This is a genomic window from uncultured Tateyamaria sp., from assembly GCF_947496075.1.
Lineage (GTDB): Bacteria > Pseudomonadota > Alphaproteobacteria > Rhodobacterales > Rhodobacteraceae > Tateyamaria.
On record NZ_CANMBJ010000006.1, the window covers coordinates 585223 to 605677 of the forward strand.

Consider the following 20455-nt stretch of genomic DNA (forward strand, 5'->3'; position numbering starts at 1 on the left):
GGCACAGCTGCCCGGTTTTTTGACCGCCGAATTGACGAGCCTGCCGCGCCAAAGGAGGATCCCATGCGCTTTTCCCTGACCGTTGCCTTTACCCTGATCGCAGGGGCCGCGTTGGCCCAGCAAACCGCGGACGCCGTCCAGCCCGAAGGCGGGACTGAAGGCGCAGCGGTTGCGACCACAGAAGCCATTGCCGCGGCACAAGTATCCAAGGATGCAGGCCAGCCCGTCACGGCGCAAAGCTATATGGTTGCCGCTGCCAACCCGTTGGCCGTGCAGGCCGGCGCCGAAGTGCTTGCGAAGGGCGGCACCGCAGCGGACGCACTTGTGGCCGTGCAGGTCGTTCTGGGATTGGTTGAGCCACAATCGTCCGGCCTGGGAGGAGGCGCGTTCCTGGTCTGGTATGATGCTGAAACACAGGAATTGACGACACTTGATGGGCGCGAAACGGCGCCGTTGGCAGCAACGCCGCAGCTATTCCAGACAGAGGATGGGGAGCCCATGGGCTTCTTCGATGCGGTCGTTGGAGGGCGGTCCGTTGGCACGCCGGGAACACCCGCGCTCTTGGAAGAGGTGCATCAACGTTGGGGCAGCCAACCTTGGCCCAGCCTTTTCGACTCAGCGATTGGGCTGGCCGATGACGGGTTCGAAGTATCACCACGTCTTGCGGGTTTGATCGAACAGGATGCAGAACGCCTGGGTCGCTTCCCCGTGACTGCTGACTATTTCCTGCCTGATGGCACGCCGCTGAGCGCGGGCACAGTGTTGCAGAACCCGGAATATGCCGAAACCTTGCGGGTCTTGGCGGCCGAAGGTGCGGACGGCTTTTACACCGGCAAAATCGCGCAGGACATCATGGCGACGGTGCAGTTTGCAGCGGGCAATCCCGGCGTTCTGTCCGAGCTTGATCTGGCGGTCTACCAGGTCAAGGAACGTGCACCGGTCTGTGTTACCTACCGGGCACATGATGTCTGCGGGATGGGTCCGCCATCGTCGGGGGCGCTGACTGTGGGTCAGATCCTGGGGATGCTGAACAGCTACGATCTTGCCGAGCTTGGGGCAGAAAATCCGGAAAGCTGGCGGTTGATCGGTGACGCATCGCGTCTCGCGTTTGCGGATCGGGGGCGGTACATGGCTGATAGCGACTTCGTTCCAATGCCCACCGCCGGTCTGGTCGATCCTGCCTACCTTGCCGACCGCGCCGGGCAACTGAACGGAGAGACTGCCCTGGCCGATGTTGCCCCGGGCAATCCGGCCTTTGATCACAGCAGTCTTTGGGCCGATGACCAAAGCCTAGAACTGCCTTCGACGTCACACATCTCGATTGTTGATGCGTATGGCAATGTGGCTTCGATGACGACGACCATTGAAAACGCATTTGGCTCACGGCTGATGGTGCATGGGTTCCTTCTGAACAACGAGCTGACCGACTTCAGCTTCAGCACCCATGTGGACGGCGTGCCGATTGCGAATGCGCTTGCACCGGGCAAACGTCCCCGCTCGTCCATGTCGCCGACCATCGTGATGAAGGATGACGCGCCGGTGCTGGCCATCGGCTCGCCCGGTGGCAGCCGCATCATCGGCTACACAGCCAAGTCGATCATCGCATGGATGGACTGGGGGATGGACGTGCAGCAGGCCGTCAGTCTGCCCCACGCCGTGAACCGGTTTGGCACCTACGATTTCGAAGAAGGCACATCGGCGGCCGATCTGGCCCCCGCAATGGAAGCGCTTGGCTTTGAAGTCAATGTGCGTGGGTTGAATTCCGGTCTGCATGCGATTGAGATTGGTGAAACGCTGCAAGGCGGGGCCGATCCGCGCCGTGAAGGCATTGCGCTGGGCGACTGACGCTCGGCGACAAGGGGAGAATACACATGCCGCAGGCCATTGATCTGCCACGCAACGAAGAGGGGATTGCCACGGCGCTTGGCATCCTCAAGCAGAAGTTCGGGGACCAATTCCATACCGGTCAGGCCATGCGCGACCAGCACGCCCACACCACGACGTGGATCCGGGCGCAGGCGCCGGATGCGGTTGTGTTCCCCACCTCGACTAAGGAAGTGTCGGACATCATAAAGGTGTGCGCGACGCATCAGGTGCCTGTGATCCCCTTTGGCACTGGCACGTCGCTCGAGGGACACGTGAATGCGCCGGCGGGTGGCGTATCCGTGGATCTGACCCAGATGGACCAGATACTCGCCGTGAATGCCGAAGACCTTGATTGCGTCGTGCAACCGGGTGTGACGCGAGAGCAGTTGAACACCTATCTGCGGGACAGGGGGCTCTTCTTTCCCATTGATCCCGGTGCGAATGCATCGCTGGGTGGGATGGCCTCGACCCGCGCTTCGGGCACCAACGCGGTGCGCTATGGCACGATGAAGGACAATGTGCTGGCGCTTGAGGCTGTGATGGCCGATGGGCGGGTCATCCGCACGGCGCAGCGGGCCAAGAAAACATCAGCAGGCTATGACATGACACGCTTGCTGATCGGGTCCGAGGGCACGCTGGGTCTGATCACCGAGATCACGCTGAAACTGCAGGGTATCCCGGAGGCTATCTCTGCGGCGCGCATGTCCTTTCCCTCCATCGATGCCGCCTGCCAGGCCGTGATGACGACGATCCAGTATGGCATTCCCGTTGCGCGGATCGAGCTGATGGACGCGCTGAACGTGAAGGCGGCGAATGATTATGCAGGTCTAACCCTGCCAGAGACACCGTTGCTTTTGCTGGAATTCCACGGCTCGGACAGTGGTGTGATCGAACAGGCAGAGATGTTTGGTTCTATCGCCGAGGATGCGGGAGGCACCGACTTTGCAACGACCGCGACGGCAGAAGAACGCAACAAGCTGTGGAAAGCGCGGCACGACCTGTATTGGGCAACCTTGCAATTGCGCCCCGGCGCACAAGGGATCTCGACCGATGTTTGCGTGCCCATCTCGCGACTGGCTGAGGCCGTGACAGGCGCGCAGGCCAAGGCGGAGGAGCTTGGGCTTCTGGCCCCAATCGTCGGGCATGTGGGTGATGGCAATTTTCATAGCCTCGTGCTGATCGATATGGAAAACGCCGAGGAGGTGCGTCGCGCCGAGGAGTTCACGGCCTTCCTTGCGGACGAGGCAATCCGGATGGACGGCACCTGCACCGGTGAGCATGGCATCGGTCAGGGCAAGATGCCCTATCTGGTCAAGGAACTGGGGCCCACGGTCGAATATATGGCCGCGATCAAGACGGCGCTGGATCCACAAAACATCATGAACCCGGGTAAGATCTTTGGCCCGCGTCGCTAAGGCAATCGCGACGTTTCTGTGCGTGGTGATGGCAGGTGTCGCGCTGGCGCAAGACACGGCGCGCTACCGTGTCGATGTGACGTTCAATTGGACGGCAGCGGATGACCTGGACGCGCATTGGAGCAGGTTGATCGCCTTTGCGCATTCATCGCGGTACAGCCTTTTCCAGGACGGAGAAACAGCCTCGAGCGGTTTGGCCCTTGTCGCCACAAACGGGCGCGTCAGCGTGCTTGAAGCGGAACTGGCCGAGGGGCGCAGGCGTGGCCGCGTCGGCGAGCATGTGGTGTTGCCGGGAGTCGCCAGCCCAGGGGCGTTTTCCTTTGAGTTGATGGTGGATGAGACGTTGAGCCGTGTGTCCTTTGCGACGATGCTTGCGCCCAGTCCGGATTGGTTTTCCGGCGCCAGCGGCGTGCAATTGCGCGCCGAAGACATATGGCGGGATCAGGTGACCGTTGTGCTGTGGCCGTGGGACGCGGGGGCAGACAGTGGACCGGATTACACCGGCCCAAATGTCGAAACGCAGCCGCGCCAGTCTGTCCGCCTGCTGACCCATCCCGATTTTCTGACCGCAGATGGTCTTGCCCCCATCGGACAGGCCTCCTTTACCCGTTTGCCTTGATCCTGCGGACGCCTGCGGCGACGCTGTCTGTTTATTGGGGGCCAGCCCCCAAACCCCCGGGATTTTTTGAAACAGGGAAGAAGGGACGTGTCGCGGGCGTCGTTTTTCTGCAGCGTTCGGTCGGCTTGTTGGCGCGGCGCGCGTGTTGTTTTCCTAGAACAACGGGGACGGATTGCGAAGGAATCGGGACATGAAAACTCAGGTCAAAGCATTGGTTGTCGGCGGCGGCGCTGTCGGAACCTCGATTGCCTACCATCTGGCGCGTGCGGGCTGGGACGACGTGATGCTGCTTGAACGGGACGAGTTGACCTCTGGCTCGACATGGCATGCTGCTGGCTTGCTGCCCTATTTCAACATGTCCTATGCCACGACCCACATCCACGACTACTCGATCAAGTTCTACAAGACACTTGAGGAAGAGACGGGGCTGAACGCGGGCTTCGCCGTTGTGGGCAACCTCCGCATGGCGCAAACTCAAGAGCGCATGGACGAATACATGCTCTATGCCTCAACGGCCGAGACCTGCGGGGTGCCTTACGAGTTCATGACGCCTGATGAGATCAAGGCGAAGTGGCCCCTGATCCGGACTGAGGATTTGAAGGGCGCGCTGTATCACCAGACGGACGGCTATATTAACCCCGCTGATGTCACGATGGCGATGGCCAAGGGTGCGCGCCAGCGCGGCGTGATGATCGAGCGGAAGTGGCAGGCCGATGCCTTTCACTGGAACGGTGAGGCTTGGGAGGTCACGGCCACCAAGATGGTGGAGAAGGGCGGCAATCTTGTACCCTCTGACGAGCAGGTGGTGATCACGGCTGAGCATGTTGTGACTGCCAGCGGCAACCATGCGCAGCGCACGGCCCAAATGCTGGGTATCAAGATGCCCGCCATCCCTGTTGAACACCAGTTCATCGTGATGGAGCAGGACCCCGAGCTTGTGAAGTACCGGGCCGAGGGCAATGCCGAGCACCCGGTCATTCGCGATGCCGACGCGCAGTCCTACGTCCGCGAGGAGCGCGGCGGTTGGATCCTTGGGGTGTATGAAAAGAATGCGCCTGCGCGATTCGAACATGGGGTGCCGGACAGCTTCCGGGCGGACCTGTTCCAGCTGGATCTGGAGCGGATCGAAGACCAGTACATGGCGATGATCCATCGCGTGCCGTCTTGCGAAGAAAGCGGTCTCAAGGACGATTTCAATGGCCCGATCTGCTACACGCCGGATGGCAACCCGCTGGTCGGCCCCGCGCCCGGGTTGGACAACATGTGGCTGGCCGAAGGGTTCTCATTTGGCATCACCGCCGCTGGCGGCACCGGGTATTACCTTGCCCAGATGATGGTCGAGGGGGAGGCCGAGATCGACATGGCCTCGCTTGATCCCAAGCGCTACGGCGACTGGATGACGACCGAATATGCTGCGCGCAAGAACGAGGAATGCTACGAGCACGTCTATATCCTGCACCACCCCGACGAAGAGCGTGAAGCGTGCCGTCCGTTGCGGACAGGTCCGGCCTATGACCGGCAAAAGGCGGCAGGCGCACAGTTTGGCTGCGTGAACGGGTTCGAGCGCCCCAACTATTACGGCCCTCTGGATGCGCCGGACAGTTTTGATCACGATGCCAGGTCCTTCCGCCGGGGCGGTTGGTGGCAATACGCCCATGATGAGGCCCAGGCGATCCGTGAGGGCGTTGGTCTCGTCGACGCGACGGCGTTTACCAAGCACCGGATCAGTGGGCCGGGGGCCACGGCATTCCTGGATTGGTTCACCACCAACAAGCTGCCCAAGGTCGGGCGCATCAACCTGACCTATGCCTTGACCGTTGCGGGCACGACACGCACGGAATACACCATCGTGCGGCTGGCCCAGGATGACTATTACCTCGTGTCGGCAGGCGCATGGCACGCCTATGATCAGGATTACCTCTACAAGGCGATCATGGAGAAAGAGGCCGAGTTCGGGCGCATCAACGAAGAGGACGTGACGACCAAGTGGGGCGTATTCGCCATTGCCGGGCCAAAATCGCGGGATGTGCTGAACGAGCTGGTCAAGGATGCGGACCCGTCGACCGTGCTGTCAAACAAGCGTTTCCCTTGGCTGTCCTACCGGGATATCGAACTGGGCATGTGCCCCGTACGCGCCATCCGCGTGGCCTATACTGGCGAGCTGGGGTGGGAACTGCACCATCCAATCGAGATGCAGAACTACCTGTGGGATCAGCTTGTCCAGGCGGGCGAGAAGCACGGGATGAAACTGGTGGGCGCACGCGCGCAGAACTGGTTGCGACAGGAAAAATCCTATCGCGCGTTCGGGACCGAACTGGGCCGCGATGCGACCCCGATGGAAGCTGATTTGCCCCGTTTCGTTGACCTGTCCAAGGATTTCCATGGCAAGGCGGCGATGGAAAAGATTGGCGTCCGTTCGACTTGCGTCACCGTATTGATCGACGGGCCTGATGATGCAGACCCTTGGGGACGTGAAGCCCTCTATCACGGGGATACACGTGTCGGACGTTTGACCTCTGGCGGGTATTCGGTCGCTTTCGGCAAATCGATTGGCATGGGATATGTCCAGCCCGATCTGGCTTTACCGGGCACACAGCTGCAGGTCAGGATGTTCGACAAACTTTGGCAGGCAGAAATTGTCAGCGACAGCCCCTACGATCCAAAGAACGAGGTGATCCGCAAGGATGGGTGAACCCGCCGATTGAAGGGGGATCACTCGCCTGTTGGTTGACTCGGCTGGCGCGTCGCTTAATTGTCCGCTTCAATATTGGAAAAAGGCGTTGCACCACGATGAATCTAATAAAGATTTTTGTATTTGGCATCGGCGCAGCGCTTGCATCAGCGGTGTCACTCAGCGCTCAGGACGTTTTGCGCCCTGCCAAGATCGCCACCGTTCAGGAAACAGAAGCAACGATCCAGCGTACGTATCCTGCGATTGTGTTGCCCTCCGAAGAGGTTGAGCTGTCGTTTCGCGTCAGTGGGCGGGTCATTGAACTCCCCATTCGTGGTGCACAGGATGTGGCGCTGGGTGCGTTGATTGCGCAGATCGACCCGCGCGACTTCGAACGCCAGATTGCCCAGCTTGAAAGCTCACGTGATCAGTCGGCAGCCCAGCTCCGCGCATTGCGAACAGGCGCGCGTGCGGAAGAGATTGTTGCGCTGGAAGCCGCAGTTGAATCGGCCCAGGCCCAAGTTGACCAGGCCCGTGATCAGGCCGAACGGACACGCGAGTTGGCGGAACGTGGCGTTGTTGCCGCTGCCCGTCTTGAACAGGATGAGGCGTCCTTGCGTGTTGCCGAAGCGAACCTGCGGGCGCAGCAAGAACAATTGATCATCGGGCAATCCGGTGGTCGAGCGGAAGACATTGAAGCGGCTGAGGCGGCCTTGCGCGGGCTTGAAGCGCAATTGCAGGTGGCAAACGACAATCTTGATGACGCAACGCTGACGGCGCCTTTTGCGGGCATCATCTCGCGCCGTGATATCGACAACTTCACGAATGTGCAGGCGGGCCAAAGCATTGCGCTGCTGCAAAACATCGACACCGTGCACCTTGCCTTTGATGTGCCGGGGCCGGATGTGGTCGCGCTGTCCGCAAACGGACAGGACCAGATCCAATCCCAGGTTCAGTTTGACGCGTTGCCGGGGCAAACCTTTGACGCAGAGGTGGTGGAATTCTCTGTTCAGGCCGACGCCGCCACCCAAACCTATCGGGGGCGGGTCAGTGTCGCGCAACCAAACGGGTCCATCATTCTGCCTGGCATGGTTGGCCGCGCCTTGGCAACGGCCCCGGGGTCGGCGCCGGAGTTGCGTATTCCGCTGACATCAGTGGGCGCAGACCCCGATGGTTCGCCGTTTGTATGGCTGCTGGATGATGACAACGCCGTGTCCAAGCAATCCGTCACGTTGGGCGAGGCCAGCGGCGCTGAGGTTGCCGTGACCGATGGGGTCAGCGCGGGGGACCGCGTGATTGCTGCTGGGGTCAGTCAGATCGTTGACGGGATGACCATACGCCCGATCACTCGGGTTGGAGATTAAGCTATGGATCTGGCCCGGTTTGCCATCGAAAAGCGTCTGATCTCGGCGATCTCGACGCTCCTTATTCTGATCTCGGGGTACTTTGCCTACACCGTGCTCCCGCGGTTCGAAGACCCTGAATTCATCATCCGTCAGGCCCAGATCATCACGCCCTATCCCGGTGCCAGCGCCGAAGAGGTGGCAGAGGAAGTGACCGAGGTTGTCGAAAACGCCTTGCAGCAATTGCAAGGCGTGGATGAAGTGCGGTCGGTGTCCTCGCCAGGTCTCAGCATCGTGAATGTTGAATTCACCATTCCTTCGGTGCCGGACTACCCTGTGCTCTATGAACGGTTCGCACAGATGCGCGCCAAGGTCGACGATGCGCAGGGGGACCTGCCCCCTAACGCGCTTGAAAGCCTGATCTTTGATGATTTTGGTGACGTTTATGCCCTGTATTTCGCTGTTGTAGGGGATGGGTTCTCCATCAGCGAGTTGCATGAATACGCCAAGGACCTGCAACGCGAACTGGTGACGGTCGATGGCGTGTCCAAGGTGGTTCTGAACGGCGTCCAGGACGAGGTCATCTATGTCGAATACTCGTCGGCCCGCTTGATTGAGCTTGGCTTGGCACCGGATCAGATCGCACAAATCCTTGAAGGCCAGAACCTCGTTCGTCCCGCCGGGTCAATCAAGGCGGGGCAAACCCGCCTGATGGTCCGCCCGGAAAGTGCGGTGTCCTCGACCGAGGCCATCGGCAACCTGATGATCACCAATCCGCAGACCGGCGCGTCCTTCCGCCTGTCCGATATTGCAACGATCAGCCGCGGGGTCGAGGACCCGGCCACCATGTTGCTGTACCGCGATGGGAAACAAGCCATCGGGATCGGGATATCAAACACGTTGGGCGGTAACGTCGTGAACATGGGTGTGGCGGTCAAGGAACGGATGGACGCCCTGATTGATCAGCGCCCCATTGGTATCGATGTGCTGGCGATTTCGGATCAGTCCGTCACGGTCAAAGAGTCGGTCGACGATTTCGTCATGAACGTCGTGTTGGCGCTCGCCATCGTCGTGGGCACGCTTCTGATCTTCATGGGGCTGCGGTCGGGCATTCTGATGGGCGGCATCCTGATGGTGACTGTGGCCGGGACACTGTTCGGGATGTACCTCTATGATCTGGATATGCAGCGCATTTCCCTTGGCGCGTTGATTATCGCGCTGGGGATGCTGGTCGACAACGCCATCGTCGTGGTCGAAGGCACGCTGGTTCGGGTCCAAAGGGGCGAGAGCGCGGCGTCCGCCTCCATCGCGGTTGTGAACCAGACGAAATGGCCGCTGCTGGGGGGGACACTTGTTGGTATCCTCGCCTTTTCACCCATCGGTTTTTCGCCGGACAACACCGGCGAATATGCGGGCAGCCTGTTCTGGACCATCGCGATTTCACTACTGTTTTCCTGGCTGGTTGCCATTTGGCTGACACCGTATTTCTGCACCCTTCTGCTCAAACCCGGCACGGCCGTGGAAGAGCGGGAAAATGTGTTTCTGGGGATGTACCGCAGCATTCTCAAACGTGCGATTGCGGTCCGGTATCTGACCATCGGCCTGGTCGTGGTGCTGTTCGCATCTGCGATTGCGATGTTCAGCATGGTGCCGCCCGGCTTCTTTCCGACCTCCACCCGCGCGCAATTCGCGATTGACTACTTCCTGCCGCAAGGCGCCGACATCACTGCAACCGAGGCGGACATACTGGAAATCAGTGAGCACGTGCGCACGCTGCCCGGGGTCACTGGAACAAACACGGCCATCGGTCGGGGCCACACTCGGTTCATGCTGATCTACGAGGCCGAGACGCAGAACTCGGCCTATGGGCAGATTCTGGTCGACGTGGAGAGCTTTGACCAGATTGAGGACCTGCGTACTGAATTGCAGGCGTGGATCGAAGAAAACTATCCCGTGGCCAATACCAAAGTGTGGAAATTCGTGCTGGGCCCCGGTGGCGGGTCCAAGGTCGAGGCGCGGTTTTTCGGTCCCGATCCCGTGGTCTTGCGCGAACTGGCCGCCAAGGCAAAGGCGATCATGTCCGATGCAGGGGCCATTGCGGTCAAGGACGACTGGCGTGAACAGGTGCAGGTCCTCCGGCCTGTCATCGACACCGAAAACGCGCGCCGTCTGGGCCTGACCCAAAGCGATATCTCGGGTGCCCTTGCCACCCATCTGACCGGATCCACCCTGGGCGTGTATCGCGAGCGGGATGAGCTGTTGAACATTGTCATGCGCCCGACAGCCGTAGAACGTGACGACCTGACAGAGCTGCGCGATGTGCAGGTCTTCAGTCAGGTGGCCGGTGGATACATTCCGATCAATCAGGTCGTGGACCGATTTGACGTTGTGTTCGAGGCAGGTAACCTGCGTCGCATCGACCGTAAGTTGGCCATCACGGCGCAATCCGACAACGCGGTGGGTGTCCTGTCAGGCGACCTGTTCAACGATGTCCGGGACCAGATCGAGGATATCGCTCTGCCGCCCGGCTATGCGCTCGAGTGGAAGGGTGAATACGGCAACTCTCAAGAGGCGAATGCCGGTCTTGCCGCGACCATGCCCTTGGGGTTTGGCGCGATGATCCTTGTTGTGATCTTCCTGTTCAACGCGGTTCGGCAGCCATTAATCATCTGGTTGACGGTGCCGCTGGCCCTGATCGGGGTGATCTGGGGGCTGGCGGCCACGCAAACCCCGCTCGAGTTCATGGCGATCCTTGGTGTCCTGTCCTTGACCGGCCTGCTGATCAAGGCGGCCATCGTGTTGATTGATGAGATCGATAGCCAGATTGCCGACGACAAACCACGCATGGATGCCATCGTGGATTCTGCGGTCAGTAGGGTGCGACCTGTGTTGCTGGGGGTGCTGACGACCGTGCTGGGCGTTGTGCCACTGGTGTGGGACCCGTTCTTCGCCTCGCTGGCAATCGTGATCATCTGCGGGCTCAGCTTTGCAGCGGTTCTCACGTTGATCGTTGTGCCCGCGCTCTATGCCATCTTCTTCCGGGTGAGCGGCGACGAGGTCGCCTAACGGATCGTCCGCCGCTCAAGCCAGCTTTGCCAGTCGGCGGCTGAGCCGTTGAAGGCATTGATATCAACGGAACCGGGCGTGTTTGGCAGCGTCCCGGTTGCCGTGTATTGCCAGAACCGCCACGACTGGCCGGGATAGGCCTGTGCCGGGGTCTTGGCCGTGGTGCGCAGCCAGAATTCGTAGCCCCGCAAACGGTTCAGCTCCGCATCTTCGTAGAAGCCGGGCGTCGTGTAGATGACGGGCTTCTGACCGTAATGTGCCTCAACAATATTCAGCCAACGCTGCATTTCGTCGCGCACCGTGGCCGCATCTGGGCGGCGCTGGCAGGTGGGTGAAAACGGGTTCCATTCCATGTCCAGCACAGGGGGCAAGCTGCCGCGCGTCCGTGGGGCTGTACGGATAAAGAACTGCGCCTGCACCTCGGGTGTCGTGCAGAAATAGTAGAAGTGGTAGGCCCCACGCCTGATCCCGGCTTGACCCGCGCCACGCCAGTGATCCTTGAACATCGGATCGGCCAGGTCCCCGCCTTCGGTCGCCTTCAGGAAGGTAAACTCGATCCCCACGGCCTTGGCCCGCACCCAATCTACGCTTGTCTGGAAACGGGCCGCATCCATGCCGCGCACCGGAAAGGTGCTGGGTTGACGACCGGCAAAGCGCACCGGGTCGGTGTCCCCGATGATCATCGGGCCGGTAAAGGGGGTGGGGCCGGGGGCGCAGGCGGATAAAATGACGAGGGCGGCAATCAAAAATCGTGTGAACATGAGGCTGAGCCTAGCCGCTTAGAACCGCGCTGGCGACAAGGATTTGATGGTGGCCACGTCAATGTGCGGAGGACGGCCAAGGACCAGCTCAGCCACAAACTGGCTGGCCGCGGGCGCTGTCTGAAACCCATAGCCGCCCTGGCCCGCGCACCAAATGAAATCAGGGACTTGGCGGTCGGGTCCCAGCACCAGCGTGCGGTCGGGGGCAAAGCTGCGCAGACCCGCCCATGACGTCTCAACCCGGGTGACAGGTTCGGTCACGTGCTGGCTATAGCGGTCCAGCCCTTTGGCCAGCACCATGTCGTCGGCCCATGCGTCCTGCGGTGCGACAAGGTCTTCATCCGCCGGAGAGACCAAAAGTTTCCCCGCATCCGGCTTGGCATACCACGTCTCGCCCACACCAAAGAAGATGGGCCAATCGCTCACGTCGTGGCCGCCCGGCGCGGGCAGGCGTGCCATGGAACGACGGAGGGGCATGATGCCAATGGGCGCGACCCCCGCCATCGCGGCAATCTGGTCGGCCCAGGCACCCGCAGCGTTCACGAGTACATCAGCGGTGAACACCTCGTCACCGCAACGCACGGTCCAGGTTTTGTCGTGCTTGATCTCGGTCACCGCCTGACCTGTCAGAACCCGCCCGCCATTCGCGCGCACGGTCTTTGCAAAATCCTGAATCATCCGGTCCGTATCGATATCAAACGCATCGGCATGATAAGCGGCGCGGGTGATCGCGTCGTTCAGGATCGGGATGTATGTCCGCGCCTCGTCCACCGAAATCTCGGGGCACTTCAGGGTCTGCGCATCTTCATCGAATTGATCATCTTCGCCTGCGCGCCCAAGTAACAGGAAGCCACGGGGGCTGAGGTACGGTTGCTGATAGGCGGCGCTGGCCTTGTTCAGTGCCACCACCGAAGGCGACCCATAGTTCTCTTCGAACAGCGCGGCAGACCGGCCCGAGGCGTGGTAACCAAGTGCGCTTTCGCCCTCGATCAACGTGACCTGCGCCCCATCCGATAGACGCGCCGCCGCAGACACCCCGGCGATACCACCGCCGATGACGATGATGTCTGTCACGCTTCCTCGATCCGGTCCGTGGCCGGGGGCGGCGTGACGCTGAAGCCGGTGATCTGGTCATAAAGGTCGGCAGTCATGTCAAAGTCGAGCGCGGCAAGCGACGGTGCCAATTGCTCTGCCGATCGGGCCGAAATGATGGGCCGGGGCCGCGCCGGATGCGCCATGGCCCACGCCACGGCAAGCGTTGCAGGGCTGGTGCCAAGGTCAGCTGCCAGCGCAGACAGCTTGGCTGCCGCCTCGCGCATCCAATCCACGTTGTAGCGCGCGGCATAACGGTCATCCTCGGTCAGCCGCCCGGTGCCGCCATCCGCGTATTTGCCGGTCAACAGCCCGCCACCAAGGGGCGAATAGGGTGCGATTTCAATGCCCTGATCGACGGCCATCGGGAAAATCTCGACCTCGGACTGGCGTTTGACGAGGCTGTGCATGGGCTGGATGATGTCGATCCGCACTTCGAACTGTGCGGCAACCGCCTGCGCCTTCATCACCTGCCATGCGGCAAAGTTGGAGACACCGATATGGCGGATCTTGCCCTGCGCCTTCAGCGTGGCCAGCGAGTCAAAGGTTTCCTGCAGTGGCGTGTCATCGTCAAAGCGGTGCAGGTACAGAATATCGACCATATCCATCTGCAACCGCTGCTGAGACGTGGCAAAGCCGGTCAGGATGTTGTCGCGCCCGGACCCACCCTCGTATGCCGCCTTGGTCGCGATGATCAAGTCATCGCGGTCGGCCTTGACCATCTCACCCAACAGCGTTTCGGATGCGCCGCCCGTATAAACAAAGGCGGTGTCGAAATGGGTGATGCCCGCGGCGCGGGCGGCGTCGAACATCGCCCGGCTTTCGCTGGCGTCGGCCTTGCCGCCGAACTGCATGGTGCCGAAGGTCAGCGGTGAAAGCGGGGTGCCGTTGAGAGAGGTAATCATGCGCCAAATCGTGCCATGCAGAACACAGTGGGCGCAACGGCTAACGCGTGTTTTGGTGCGAAGAATGCGGATGCGCCGTGCTGGTCTGTATGGACAGAGTGCACCGGGCGTACATCCCCGAAGCGCCATGGGTGTGTCTCGGCAAACTGTGGTCGGGTGCGTGAACACGGCACAAATGCACGCCACTGCCGCAATCTGGCAGCAGCTTGCGGTGGACTGACCCCCGCTGTGCGATAGGTTCGGAAGGGAACGACATGCAGGGGGCGGATATGGCCGACGGGTTTGAACAGATGGTGGATGAGGCGCTCAGCTTCTTTGCCAAGCTGGAGAAGAACAACACCAAGGACTGGTTCGAGCCGCACAAGGCCCACTACAAGGAGGCCATCGCTGGCCCTGCCGGGTTCTTTTCAGACCTGATGGCCGAGGATATCGCCCGCATCACCGGCAAGCCGCACAGCCCAAAGGTCTTCCGCATCTACCGCGATGTGCGCTTTTCCAAGGACAAGACACCACTCAACACGCATCTGCACATCATGTGGTCCCCTGCGGATAAGGACCCGCTGGCCCCCTCGTGGTTCTGGGGGCTGTCGAAGGACTATTTCATCCTTGGTATGGGGGTGATGGGCCTGCAGGGCGAGCATCTGACCCGCTACCGCGCCTTCGTCGACAGTTGGGGGGACAGCTTGCAGGAGGCGCTGGATGCGGCCGCCGACACCGGTGCTGAGATCAGTGACTGGGGACCAGAGCCGCTGAAGCGCGTACCGAAACCCTATAACCAGGACCATCCGCATGGGGATCTGCTGAAGCGCAAGGCGCTTGCCATGTCGGGGCCGATGCCCGCCAATTGGCGCGACACTGGCCTGATCAAGGCAACCGTATCGCGGATCAACACCTTGATGCCTGTCTGGAAGGTCTTCGATTCGCACCTGTAAATGACGCACATCAATGACAACGCGTACGTGCGGGTTTCTACGTCTTCACCGAATAGCATTAGGAGAAGACTTTTGGCACAATCTGTTGAGATCATTGATCGCAAGCCCTCTAACGCTCAGGCCTTTGACCAGACCCAATGCCCCCACGCCGACAAGATGACGCGTGCCGAATACGAGGCGGAAAAGGCTGCCTTGCAGGTCGAGTTGCTGAAGGTTCAGTTGTGGGTGCAGGAGACGGGCCAGAAGTTTGTGCTGCTGTTCGAAGGGCGCGATGCGGCAGGCAAGGGCGGCACCATCAAACGGTTCATGGAGCATCTGAACCCCCGTGCTGCGCGTGTGGTGGCCCTCAACAAACCCACAGACCAAGAGCGGGGGCAGTGGTTTTTTCAACGCTACATCAAGCATCTGCCGACCAGCGGCGAGATCGTGCTGTATGACCGATCCTGGTACAACCGGGCGGGTGTGGAACGGGTGATGTCGTTCTGTGCCGCCAACGAATACCTTGAATTCATGCGCCAGACACCCGAGTTCGAACGGATGCTGTCGCGGTCGGGCATTCAACTGTTCAAATACTGGTTTTCCGTCACGCAGGATGAACAACGCCGCCGCTTCAAGGCGCGTGAGACGGACCCGCTGAAACAGTGGAAACTGTCGCCGATCGACCGGGCCAGCCTTGATAAATGGGATGCGTACACCGAAGCGAAAGAGGCGATGTTTTTCTACACCGATACGGCCGATGCACCTTGGACGGTCGTCAAATCCAACGACAAGAAACGCGCACGCATCAATTGCATGAAGCACTTTCTGTCGACATTGGACTATCCCGACAAGGACCTGACAGTGGCCACCGTACCCGACCCGCTGATCGTGCAGCAGGCAGATGCTGCTGTGAACGGATCCGAACATATCCTGGCGGCATCTCTGCACCCGCATTCCCGCAAAAGCTGACGACCCGGAGGATCAGATGTCGAACACGCCCCACGAGCTTATGCAGGATTTTCCCGAACATGCAGATCGCATTTCGGACCTGCGGCAGACCGATGCGCATTTCGCCCGCTTGCTCGATGAATACCACGACGTCAATCGCGCCGTGCACCGCGCCGAGACGGATGTTGAACCCGTATCAGACGCGCATATGCAAGACATGCGCAAGCAGCGCATGGCGCTGAAGGACCAGCTCTATGCCACGCTGACGGCCGCCTGAACGGGGTCGTTCACGCGATAAATCGCATTTGAACTAAACTCGGCTCAAAACGCATTGCGGTGGCAACCCCGTGTTTAGGGATGTCGCCGCACAAACCCCGCACGCGATGATTTCAGAATGGGATTGCGATGCGGCGGATTTGGGGCCTTTTGGCGTGTGTTGGATTGGTGGGGCAAGGGGCATTTGCCTGGGCGGAGGCGTTGCCGATGGTCAGTAGGGCCAGCCTGATGACCAAGGCGGCACCGCTGATCAGTACAGAGCCGATGATCCGTCATTCCGGGCCGAGCCTGTTTGCAGGGCGTTCCATCACTGGCCTTTTTGCGCCGCCCGATCCCAAGGAACTCGACAACTTGCGCAACTATCCCGTCGAAGGGCGGGTAGCGCGGTTGCGCAACCTGATCGCACAGGCCGAGGCAGGCAAAAAGGGGTATGACGCGGTGCAATACGGGGCAAAGGTCAAGCCCGCAGCGGCCCCAACCCGGCTGACGATCCAGCAAATCTATGACTGGATCGACGCCACGCCGAGCCAGCCCCACGCCATTGGCCGCTACCAGTTCATTCCACCCACCTTGCGGCGGCTCGTGCGGCAGGCGGGGATCAATCCCAAGACGCAGTTCACACCGCAAGTGCAGGATCGTCTTGCTGACATACTGCTGGCTGACGCTGGCCTTGCACCCTTCCTCGCGGGTGAGATGAAGCGGCAGACCTTCATGAACAATCTGGCCAAGATCTGGGCGGGTCTGCCCAATGACACCGGCAAGTCCCATTATCATGGATATGCGGGCAACAAAGCGACAATGTCATGGGCGCATTTCGACGCGCAGATGGTCCGGATTTTCACGCAATAAAATGTCCCCGGCGCATTTGGCACGGGGTGGCGGAGGACACCTCCGCCTTACAGTGTCGCGCGTAAAGCTGACGCGCCCGTAAGGCGCACGTGCCGTGCGCCCCACCCAACAAAAAACCCCCGGCGCGGGGCCGGGGGCAATCCTGTTCGGCGGGGGAACCCCCGCCTTACAACGGCTTACTGCGGGATATCGCCTTCGATGCCTTCGACATAGAAGTTCATGCCAGCCAGGGTGCCATCATCGGCGGTCTCACCATCTGCCAGGAAGGGCGAGCCGTCCTGCTTGTTCAGCGGGCCGGTGAACGCATGGTACGATCCATCCGCCAAAGCGGCCTTCATCGCCAGTGCCTCTTCCCTGACCTCGGCAGGAACAGCGTCCGAAATCTCGCCGATGCCAACCATGCCAGCGCCGATGCCGTCCCATGTGTCTTTGGACTCCCAAGTGCCGTCCATCACAGCGCGGGTGCGCGCGATATAGTAGGGGGCCCAGTCATCAATAATCGACGACACGCGCGGGAAGGGCGCGTACTGACCCATGTCCGACGCTTGGCCAAAGGTGACAACGCCACCGGCTTCCTGAGCCGCCGCTTGCGGTGCTGTCGAGTCGGTGTGCTGCAGTACCACGTCCGCACCCTGATCGATCAGGGTCTTGGCGGCGTCGGCTTCTTTTGCGGGGTCAAACCACGTGTAAACCCAGATGATCTTGAACTCGACATCCGGGTTCACCTTCTTGGCGTGGATATAGGCCGAGTTGATGCCACGGATCACCTCGGGGATCGGGAAGGACCCGATATAACCGATGGTGTTGGTCTTGGTCATCTTGCCCGCGATGTGACCCTGAATGGCACGGCCTTCATAGAAGCGGGCCGAGTAGGTGGACACGTTCGGGTGCAGGCGCTTGTAGCCGGTCGCGTGCTCGAACTTCACATCCGGGAACTTGGCCGCGACGTTGTTTGTCGGGTCCATGTAGCCAAAGGACGTGGTAAAGATCAGGTCAGCCCCATCCAGTGCCATCTGAGTCATCACGCGCTCGCTGTCCGGACCTTCGGCCACGTTCTCTACGAACACGGTCTCAACCGCATCGCCGAACTCTTCCTCGACCGCAAGACGACCCTGATCATGCTCGTATGTCCAGCCGCCGTCGCCCACGGGCCCTACATAGACAAAGCCAACCTTCGTTTTCTCATGGCCATCGGCATAGGCGCCGCCCGCCAGACCAAGCGCCAGCGCAGCACTTGCCATCAAAGTGGTGAATTTCATTCAGGTAGTCTCCCCATTTAGGTGCGCCCCTTATCCCGAGGCGTGGAATGTGCGCCCCAGTGAGCCGGGGGCGCGTGATTTATCTGCGCTCAGAATCACCAGAACGATGATCGTCACGACGTAGGGGGACATTGCCAAATACTCGACCGGAATGGCAACGCCCGCGCCCTGCAGGTTCAACTGGAGCTGGGTAATTCCGCCAAAAAGATAAGCACCCAGCAACACGCGCCAGGGCTTCCAGCTGGCAAACACAACCAGGGCGAGGGCAATCCACCCCACACCGGCTGTCATCCCCTCGGTCCACTGTGGCACGCGGATCAGCGAAATGTAGGCGCCACCCAGCCCGGCACAGGCCCCGCCAAACAGGATCGCCAACGTCCGGATGCGCTTGACCTTGTACCCTAGCGCATGGGCCGCATCGTGGTTTTCCCCCACTGCCCGCAGGACCAGCCCCATGCGGGTGAATTTCAGTACCGCCCACGTGGCGGCAACGATTCCAAGGCCCAGATAGACCATCAGGTCATGACCAAAGATGATCGGCCCGATGACCGGAATGTCAGCCAGTGGCCCCAGCGGCGTTGCCTCGGCACGGGGCGGTTTGATCCCCACATAGCTCTGCCCCATGAGCGACGACAACCCAAGGCCAAAAAGGGTGAGGGCAAGGCCCGATGCCACTTGGTTCGCCAGGGCCACCTGCGTGAGAAAGGCAAAAAGCAGGGACAGCACCGCGCCCCCGACAGCGGCAGCGATGAAGCCCACGGTGGGTGAGCCGGTGTTCACGGCAATGATAAAGCCACAGACAGCGCCCGTGATCATCATCCCCTCGACCCCAAGGTTCAGGACACCGGCGCGTTCCACGACAAGCTCGCCGATGGCCGCCAGCAGAATGGGCGTCGCCGCCGCGATCATGGCAGCGATCAGGAGAATGGGATTGATGGCGGAAAGGTCCATGTCAGTGCCCGAACCCATGCAAGAATACGTGGAGCATCGCGCCACCCAGTGCAGCGCCACCCAGCATCAGCGTCGCATGCTGACGGCTTGGCCGGTGCACCCGTGCCAACCATGCGCGCAACCGGGGACTTGCAGTAAAGGGCGCGGCAAGCAGGACCAGAGCCGCCACCGCGTGCGCTCCAACAAAGACAAGCAGCGCCGTCAGGTCCAGCGGTTCTGGCGACATGATCTGCCGGTGTAGCATGAACAGCATCATCGCGCCCATCACGAGGCCCAGCCACGTGGGTATCAAGGTTTGTCTTGTCATCATGCTACCTCTGCCCGGCCGACCCGCACGCGGTAATTCGTCAACACGTCCAGCGCCAAAAGGAAGAACAGCAGCATGCCCTGAAACACCTGGATCGCCGCCGCAGGCAGACCCAGCTGCGACTGGGCAATGTCGCCGCCAATATATGTCAACGCCATCAGCAGTCCCGCGGCCACAATGCCCAGCGGGTTCAAACGACCCAGAAAGGCCACGATGATCGCCGTAAACCCGTAACCCACATTGAAATCAATGCTGATCTGACCCGATGGCCCCGCCACTTCGAACATCCCCGCAAGCCCCGCCAAAAGGCCGGACATGCCAAGACAGAACAGCACCAACCGCCCCGGATTAACCCCGCCAAACTTGGCCGCCCGTGGCGCCTCACCCGTCACCCGAATGGCAAATCCCAACCGGTGCCGTGTCAGCAAAACATAGGCAAAGATGACGGCAATCAACGCGGCAACCACACCCCAATGCATGCCAGTGCCCGCAATGATCTCGGCGTTGTGCGCAGACGGATACTGTTGCAGGTTCCGCGAACCGGGAAAGCCAAAGCCCTCCGGATTTTTCAGCAATCCCAACGACATCGATGCCAACAACTGCTCGGCCACATAGACCAGCATCAGCGACACCAAAATCTCATTGGTGCCAAACTTCACCTTCAAAACAGCAGGGATCATCGCCCACGCCCATCCACCCAAGGCCCCGGCCAACACCATGAAAGGAAAGATCAAAACACTCTCTGTCGGAAAAAAGGCCAACCCGGCACCGGCACCGCAAATGGCCCCGACAATGTATTGTCCCTCGGCCCCAATGTTCCAGATGCCTGCTCGAAACCCCAAGGCCAGCCCAATGGCAATCAGCACCAGCGGCGCACCCTTGATCAGCAGTTGCGGCCGGTAAAAGAACGCAAACTCGCCAAAGATCGGCTCCCAGAAAATCGTTGCAATGGCCTGCAACGGATCTTTGCCCAAAACAGCAAACAAGATCCCACCAAAGATCATGGTCAGCACCACCGCGAGCACCGGCGTGGCATAAGCCATAACAGCAGATGGCTGCGGACGCGCCTCGATCCGGATCATCCCCGCAGTCCTCCGGAATAGGGCAGCAGGTCGAACACCTCGGGGCTCCACCCATTCGGACCTGAAACCCTCCACTGGAGGCTTTCCAAGACGGTCCTCATTCCCTGTTTCAAAAAAATCCCCCCCGGAGGGCT

Annotated in this window: 17 protein-coding genes; 10 read left to right on the forward strand and 7 right to left on the reverse strand. The window is 60.6% G+C overall.

Going from position 1 to position 20455, the window contains the following annotated elements; translation table 11 throughout:
* Nucleotides 1-63 precede the first annotated feature (63 nt).
* The 6 genes from ggt to Q1A51_RS21730 all read left to right on the forward strand — a co-directional run bounded on the left by ggt (nt 64) and on the right by Q1A51_RS21730 (nt 10980).
* Entirely contained in the window at nt 64-1845 is a 1782-nt protein-coding gene (ggt, locus tag Q1A51_RS21705) for a gamma-glutamyltransferase (RefSeq protein WP_299602348.1), read from the forward strand.
* Between the two features lie 26 nt (nt 1846-1871).
* Complete coding sequence (locus Q1A51_RS21710) at nt 1872-3281, forward strand: FAD-linked oxidase C-terminal domain-containing protein (protein ID WP_299602349.1); 1410 nt, start codon at nt 1872-1874, stop codon at nt 3279-3281.
* Nucleotides 3265-3900, forward strand: a complete 636-nt coding sequence (locus tag Q1A51_RS21715; protein WP_299602351.1) for a spondin domain-containing protein — start codon at nt 3265-3267, stop codon at nt 3898-3900. The genes Q1A51_RS21710 and Q1A51_RS21715 overlap by 17 nt, the downstream gene beginning before the upstream one ends.
* Before the next feature lie 190 nt (nt 3901-4090).
* Nucleotides 4091-6592, forward strand: a complete 2502-nt coding sequence (locus Q1A51_RS21720; protein WP_299602354.1) for an FAD-dependent oxidoreductase — start codon at nt 4091-4093, stop codon at nt 6590-6592.
* A 98-nt stretch (nt 6593-6690) separates the two neighbouring features.
* Entirely contained in the window at nt 6691-7935 is a 1245-nt protein-coding gene (locus Q1A51_RS21725) for an efflux RND transporter periplasmic adaptor subunit (protein WP_299602358.1), read from the forward strand.
* Nucleotides 7936-7938: 3 nt separating this feature from the next.
* A complete protein-coding gene (locus Q1A51_RS21730; RefSeq protein ID WP_299602361.1) occupies nt 7939-10980 on the forward strand; it encodes an efflux RND transporter permease subunit in 3042 nt (1013 codons plus the stop codon).
* Here Q1A51_RS21730 and Q1A51_RS21735 read toward each other — a convergent pair.
* From Q1A51_RS21735 to Q1A51_RS21745, 3 genes are read right to left on the reverse strand one after another with little or no spacing between them, the layout of a single operon-like run.
* Entirely contained in the window at nt 10977-11741 is a 765-nt protein-coding gene (locus Q1A51_RS21735) for a GH25 family lysozyme (RefSeq protein ID WP_299602363.1), read from the reverse strand. The two genes, Q1A51_RS21730 and Q1A51_RS21735, sit on opposite strands and share 4 nt — an antisense overlap.
* 18 nt (nt 11742-11759) lie before the next feature.
* Complete coding sequence (locus tag Q1A51_RS21740) at nt 11760-12815, reverse strand: FAD-binding oxidoreductase (RefSeq protein WP_299602366.1); 1056 nt, start codon at nt 12813-12815, stop codon at nt 11760-11762.
* Complete coding sequence (locus tag Q1A51_RS21745; protein ID WP_299602368.1) at nt 12812-13738, reverse strand: aldo/keto reductase; 927 nt, start codon at nt 13736-13738, stop codon at nt 12812-12814. Before Q1A51_RS21745 ends, Q1A51_RS21740 begins: the two co-directional genes overlap by 4 nt.
* Nucleotides 13739-14007: 269 nt before the next feature.
* On the opposite strand from Q1A51_RS21745, the gene Q1A51_RS21750 reads away from it, so the two are divergent.
* The 4 genes from Q1A51_RS21750 (at nt 14008) to Q1A51_RS21765 (ending at nt 16722) form a co-directional block, all read left to right on the forward strand.
* A complete protein-coding gene (locus Q1A51_RS21750) occupies nt 14008-14670 on the forward strand; it encodes a DUF2461 domain-containing protein (protein WP_299602369.1) in 663 nt (220 codons plus the stop codon).
* Nucleotides 14671-14742: 72 nt separating this feature from the next.
* A complete protein-coding gene (ppk2, locus tag Q1A51_RS21755; RefSeq protein WP_299205296.1) occupies nt 14743-15618 on the forward strand; it encodes a polyphosphate kinase 2 in 876 nt (291 codons plus the stop codon).
* A gap of 16 nt (nt 15619-15634) precedes the next feature.
* Nucleotides 15635-15874 carry a YdcH family protein gene (locus Q1A51_RS21760; protein WP_299205294.1) on the forward strand — a complete coding sequence of 80 codons (240 nt, stop codon included), beginning with the start codon at nt 15635-15637 and terminating at the stop codon, nt 15872-15874.
* A 128-nt stretch (nt 15875-16002) separates the two neighbouring features.
* A complete protein-coding gene (locus tag Q1A51_RS21765) occupies nt 16003-16722 on the forward strand; it encodes a hypothetical protein (protein WP_299602372.1) in 720 nt (239 codons plus the stop codon).
* Between the two features lie 176 nt (nt 16723-16898).
* On the opposite strand, the gene Q1A51_RS21770 is transcribed toward Q1A51_RS21765, so the two are convergent.
* The 4 genes from Q1A51_RS21770 to Q1A51_RS21785 are packed head-to-tail and all read right to left on the reverse strand — an operon-like array spanning nt 16899 to nt 20321.
* The gene (locus Q1A51_RS21770) at nt 16899-17981 is read right to left on the reverse strand and encodes a BMP family ABC transporter substrate-binding protein (RefSeq protein ID WP_299602375.1); all 1083 of its coding nucleotides are present in this window, start codon (nt 17979-17981) and stop codon (nt 16899-16901) included.
* 30 nt (nt 17982-18011) lie between these two features.
* Complete coding sequence (locus tag Q1A51_RS21775; protein ID WP_299602377.1) at nt 18012-18932, reverse strand: ABC transporter permease; 921 nt, start codon at nt 18930-18932, stop codon at nt 18012-18014.
* Nucleotide 18933: 1 nt separating this feature from the next.
* Nucleotides 18934-19239 (reverse strand): hypothetical protein, encoded by a 306-nt coding sequence (locus tag Q1A51_RS21780; protein ID WP_299671516.1) that lies wholly within the window; start codon nt 19237-19239, stop codon nt 18934-18936.
* Nucleotides 19239-20321 (reverse strand): ABC transporter permease, encoded by a 1083-nt coding sequence (locus Q1A51_RS21785; protein ID WP_299205279.1) that lies wholly within the window; start codon nt 20319-20321, stop codon nt 19239-19241. The genes Q1A51_RS21780 and Q1A51_RS21785 overlap by 1 nt, the downstream gene beginning before the upstream one ends.
* Between the last annotated feature and the right edge of the window lie 134 nt (nt 20322-20455).

Coding starts and splice junctions, on each gene's coding strand:
- Q1A51_RS21750 (WP_299602369.1), top strand. CDS start 14,008: ATGGCCGACGGGTTTGAACAGATGGTGGATGAGGCGCTCAGCTTCTTT.
- Q1A51_RS21770 (WP_299602375.1), bottom strand. CDS start 17,981: ATGAAATTCACCACTTTGATGGCAAGTGCTGCGCTGGCGCTTGGTCTG.
- Q1A51_RS21730 (WP_299602361.1), top strand. CDS start 7,939: ATGGATCTGGCCCGGTTTGCCATCGAAAAGCGTCTGATCTCGGCGATC.
- Q1A51_RS21745 (WP_299602368.1), bottom strand. CDS start 13,738: ATGATTACCTCTCTCAACGGCACCCCGCTTTCACCGCTGACCTTCGGC.
- Q1A51_RS21785 (WP_299205279.1), bottom strand. CDS start 20,321: ATGATCCGGATCGAGGCGCGTCCGCAGCCATCTGCTGTTATGGCTTAT.
- Q1A51_RS21720 (WP_299602354.1), top strand. CDS start 4,091: ATGAAAACTCAGGTCAAAGCATTGGTTGTCGGCGGCGGCGCTGTCGGA.
- Q1A51_RS21735 (WP_299602363.1), bottom strand. CDS start 11,741: ATGTTCACACGATTTTTGATTGCCGCCCTCGTCATTTTATCCGCCTGC.
- ggt (WP_299602348.1), top strand. CDS start 64: ATGCGCTTTTCCCTGACCGTTGCCTTTACCCTGATCGCAGGGGCCGCG.
- Q1A51_RS21710 (WP_299602349.1), top strand. CDS start 1,872: ATGCCGCAGGCCATTGATCTGCCACGCAACGAAGAGGGGATTGCCACG.
- Q1A51_RS21765 (WP_299602372.1), top strand. CDS start 16,003: ATGCGGCGGATTTGGGGCCTTTTGGCGTGTGTTGGATTGGTGGGGCAA.
- Q1A51_RS21725 (WP_299602358.1), top strand. CDS start 6,691: ATGAATCTAATAAAGATTTTTGTATTTGGCATCGGCGCAGCGCTTGCA.
- Q1A51_RS21760 (WP_299205294.1), top strand. CDS start 15,635: ATGTCGAACACGCCCCACGAGCTTATGCAGGATTTTCCCGAACATGCA.
- Q1A51_RS21780 (WP_299671516.1), bottom strand. CDS start 19,239: ATGACAAGACAAACCTTGATACCCACGTGGCTGGGCCTCGTGATGGGC.
- Q1A51_RS21775 (WP_299602377.1), bottom strand. CDS start 18,932: ATGGACCTTTCCGCCATCAATCCCATTCTCCTGATCGCTGCCATGATC.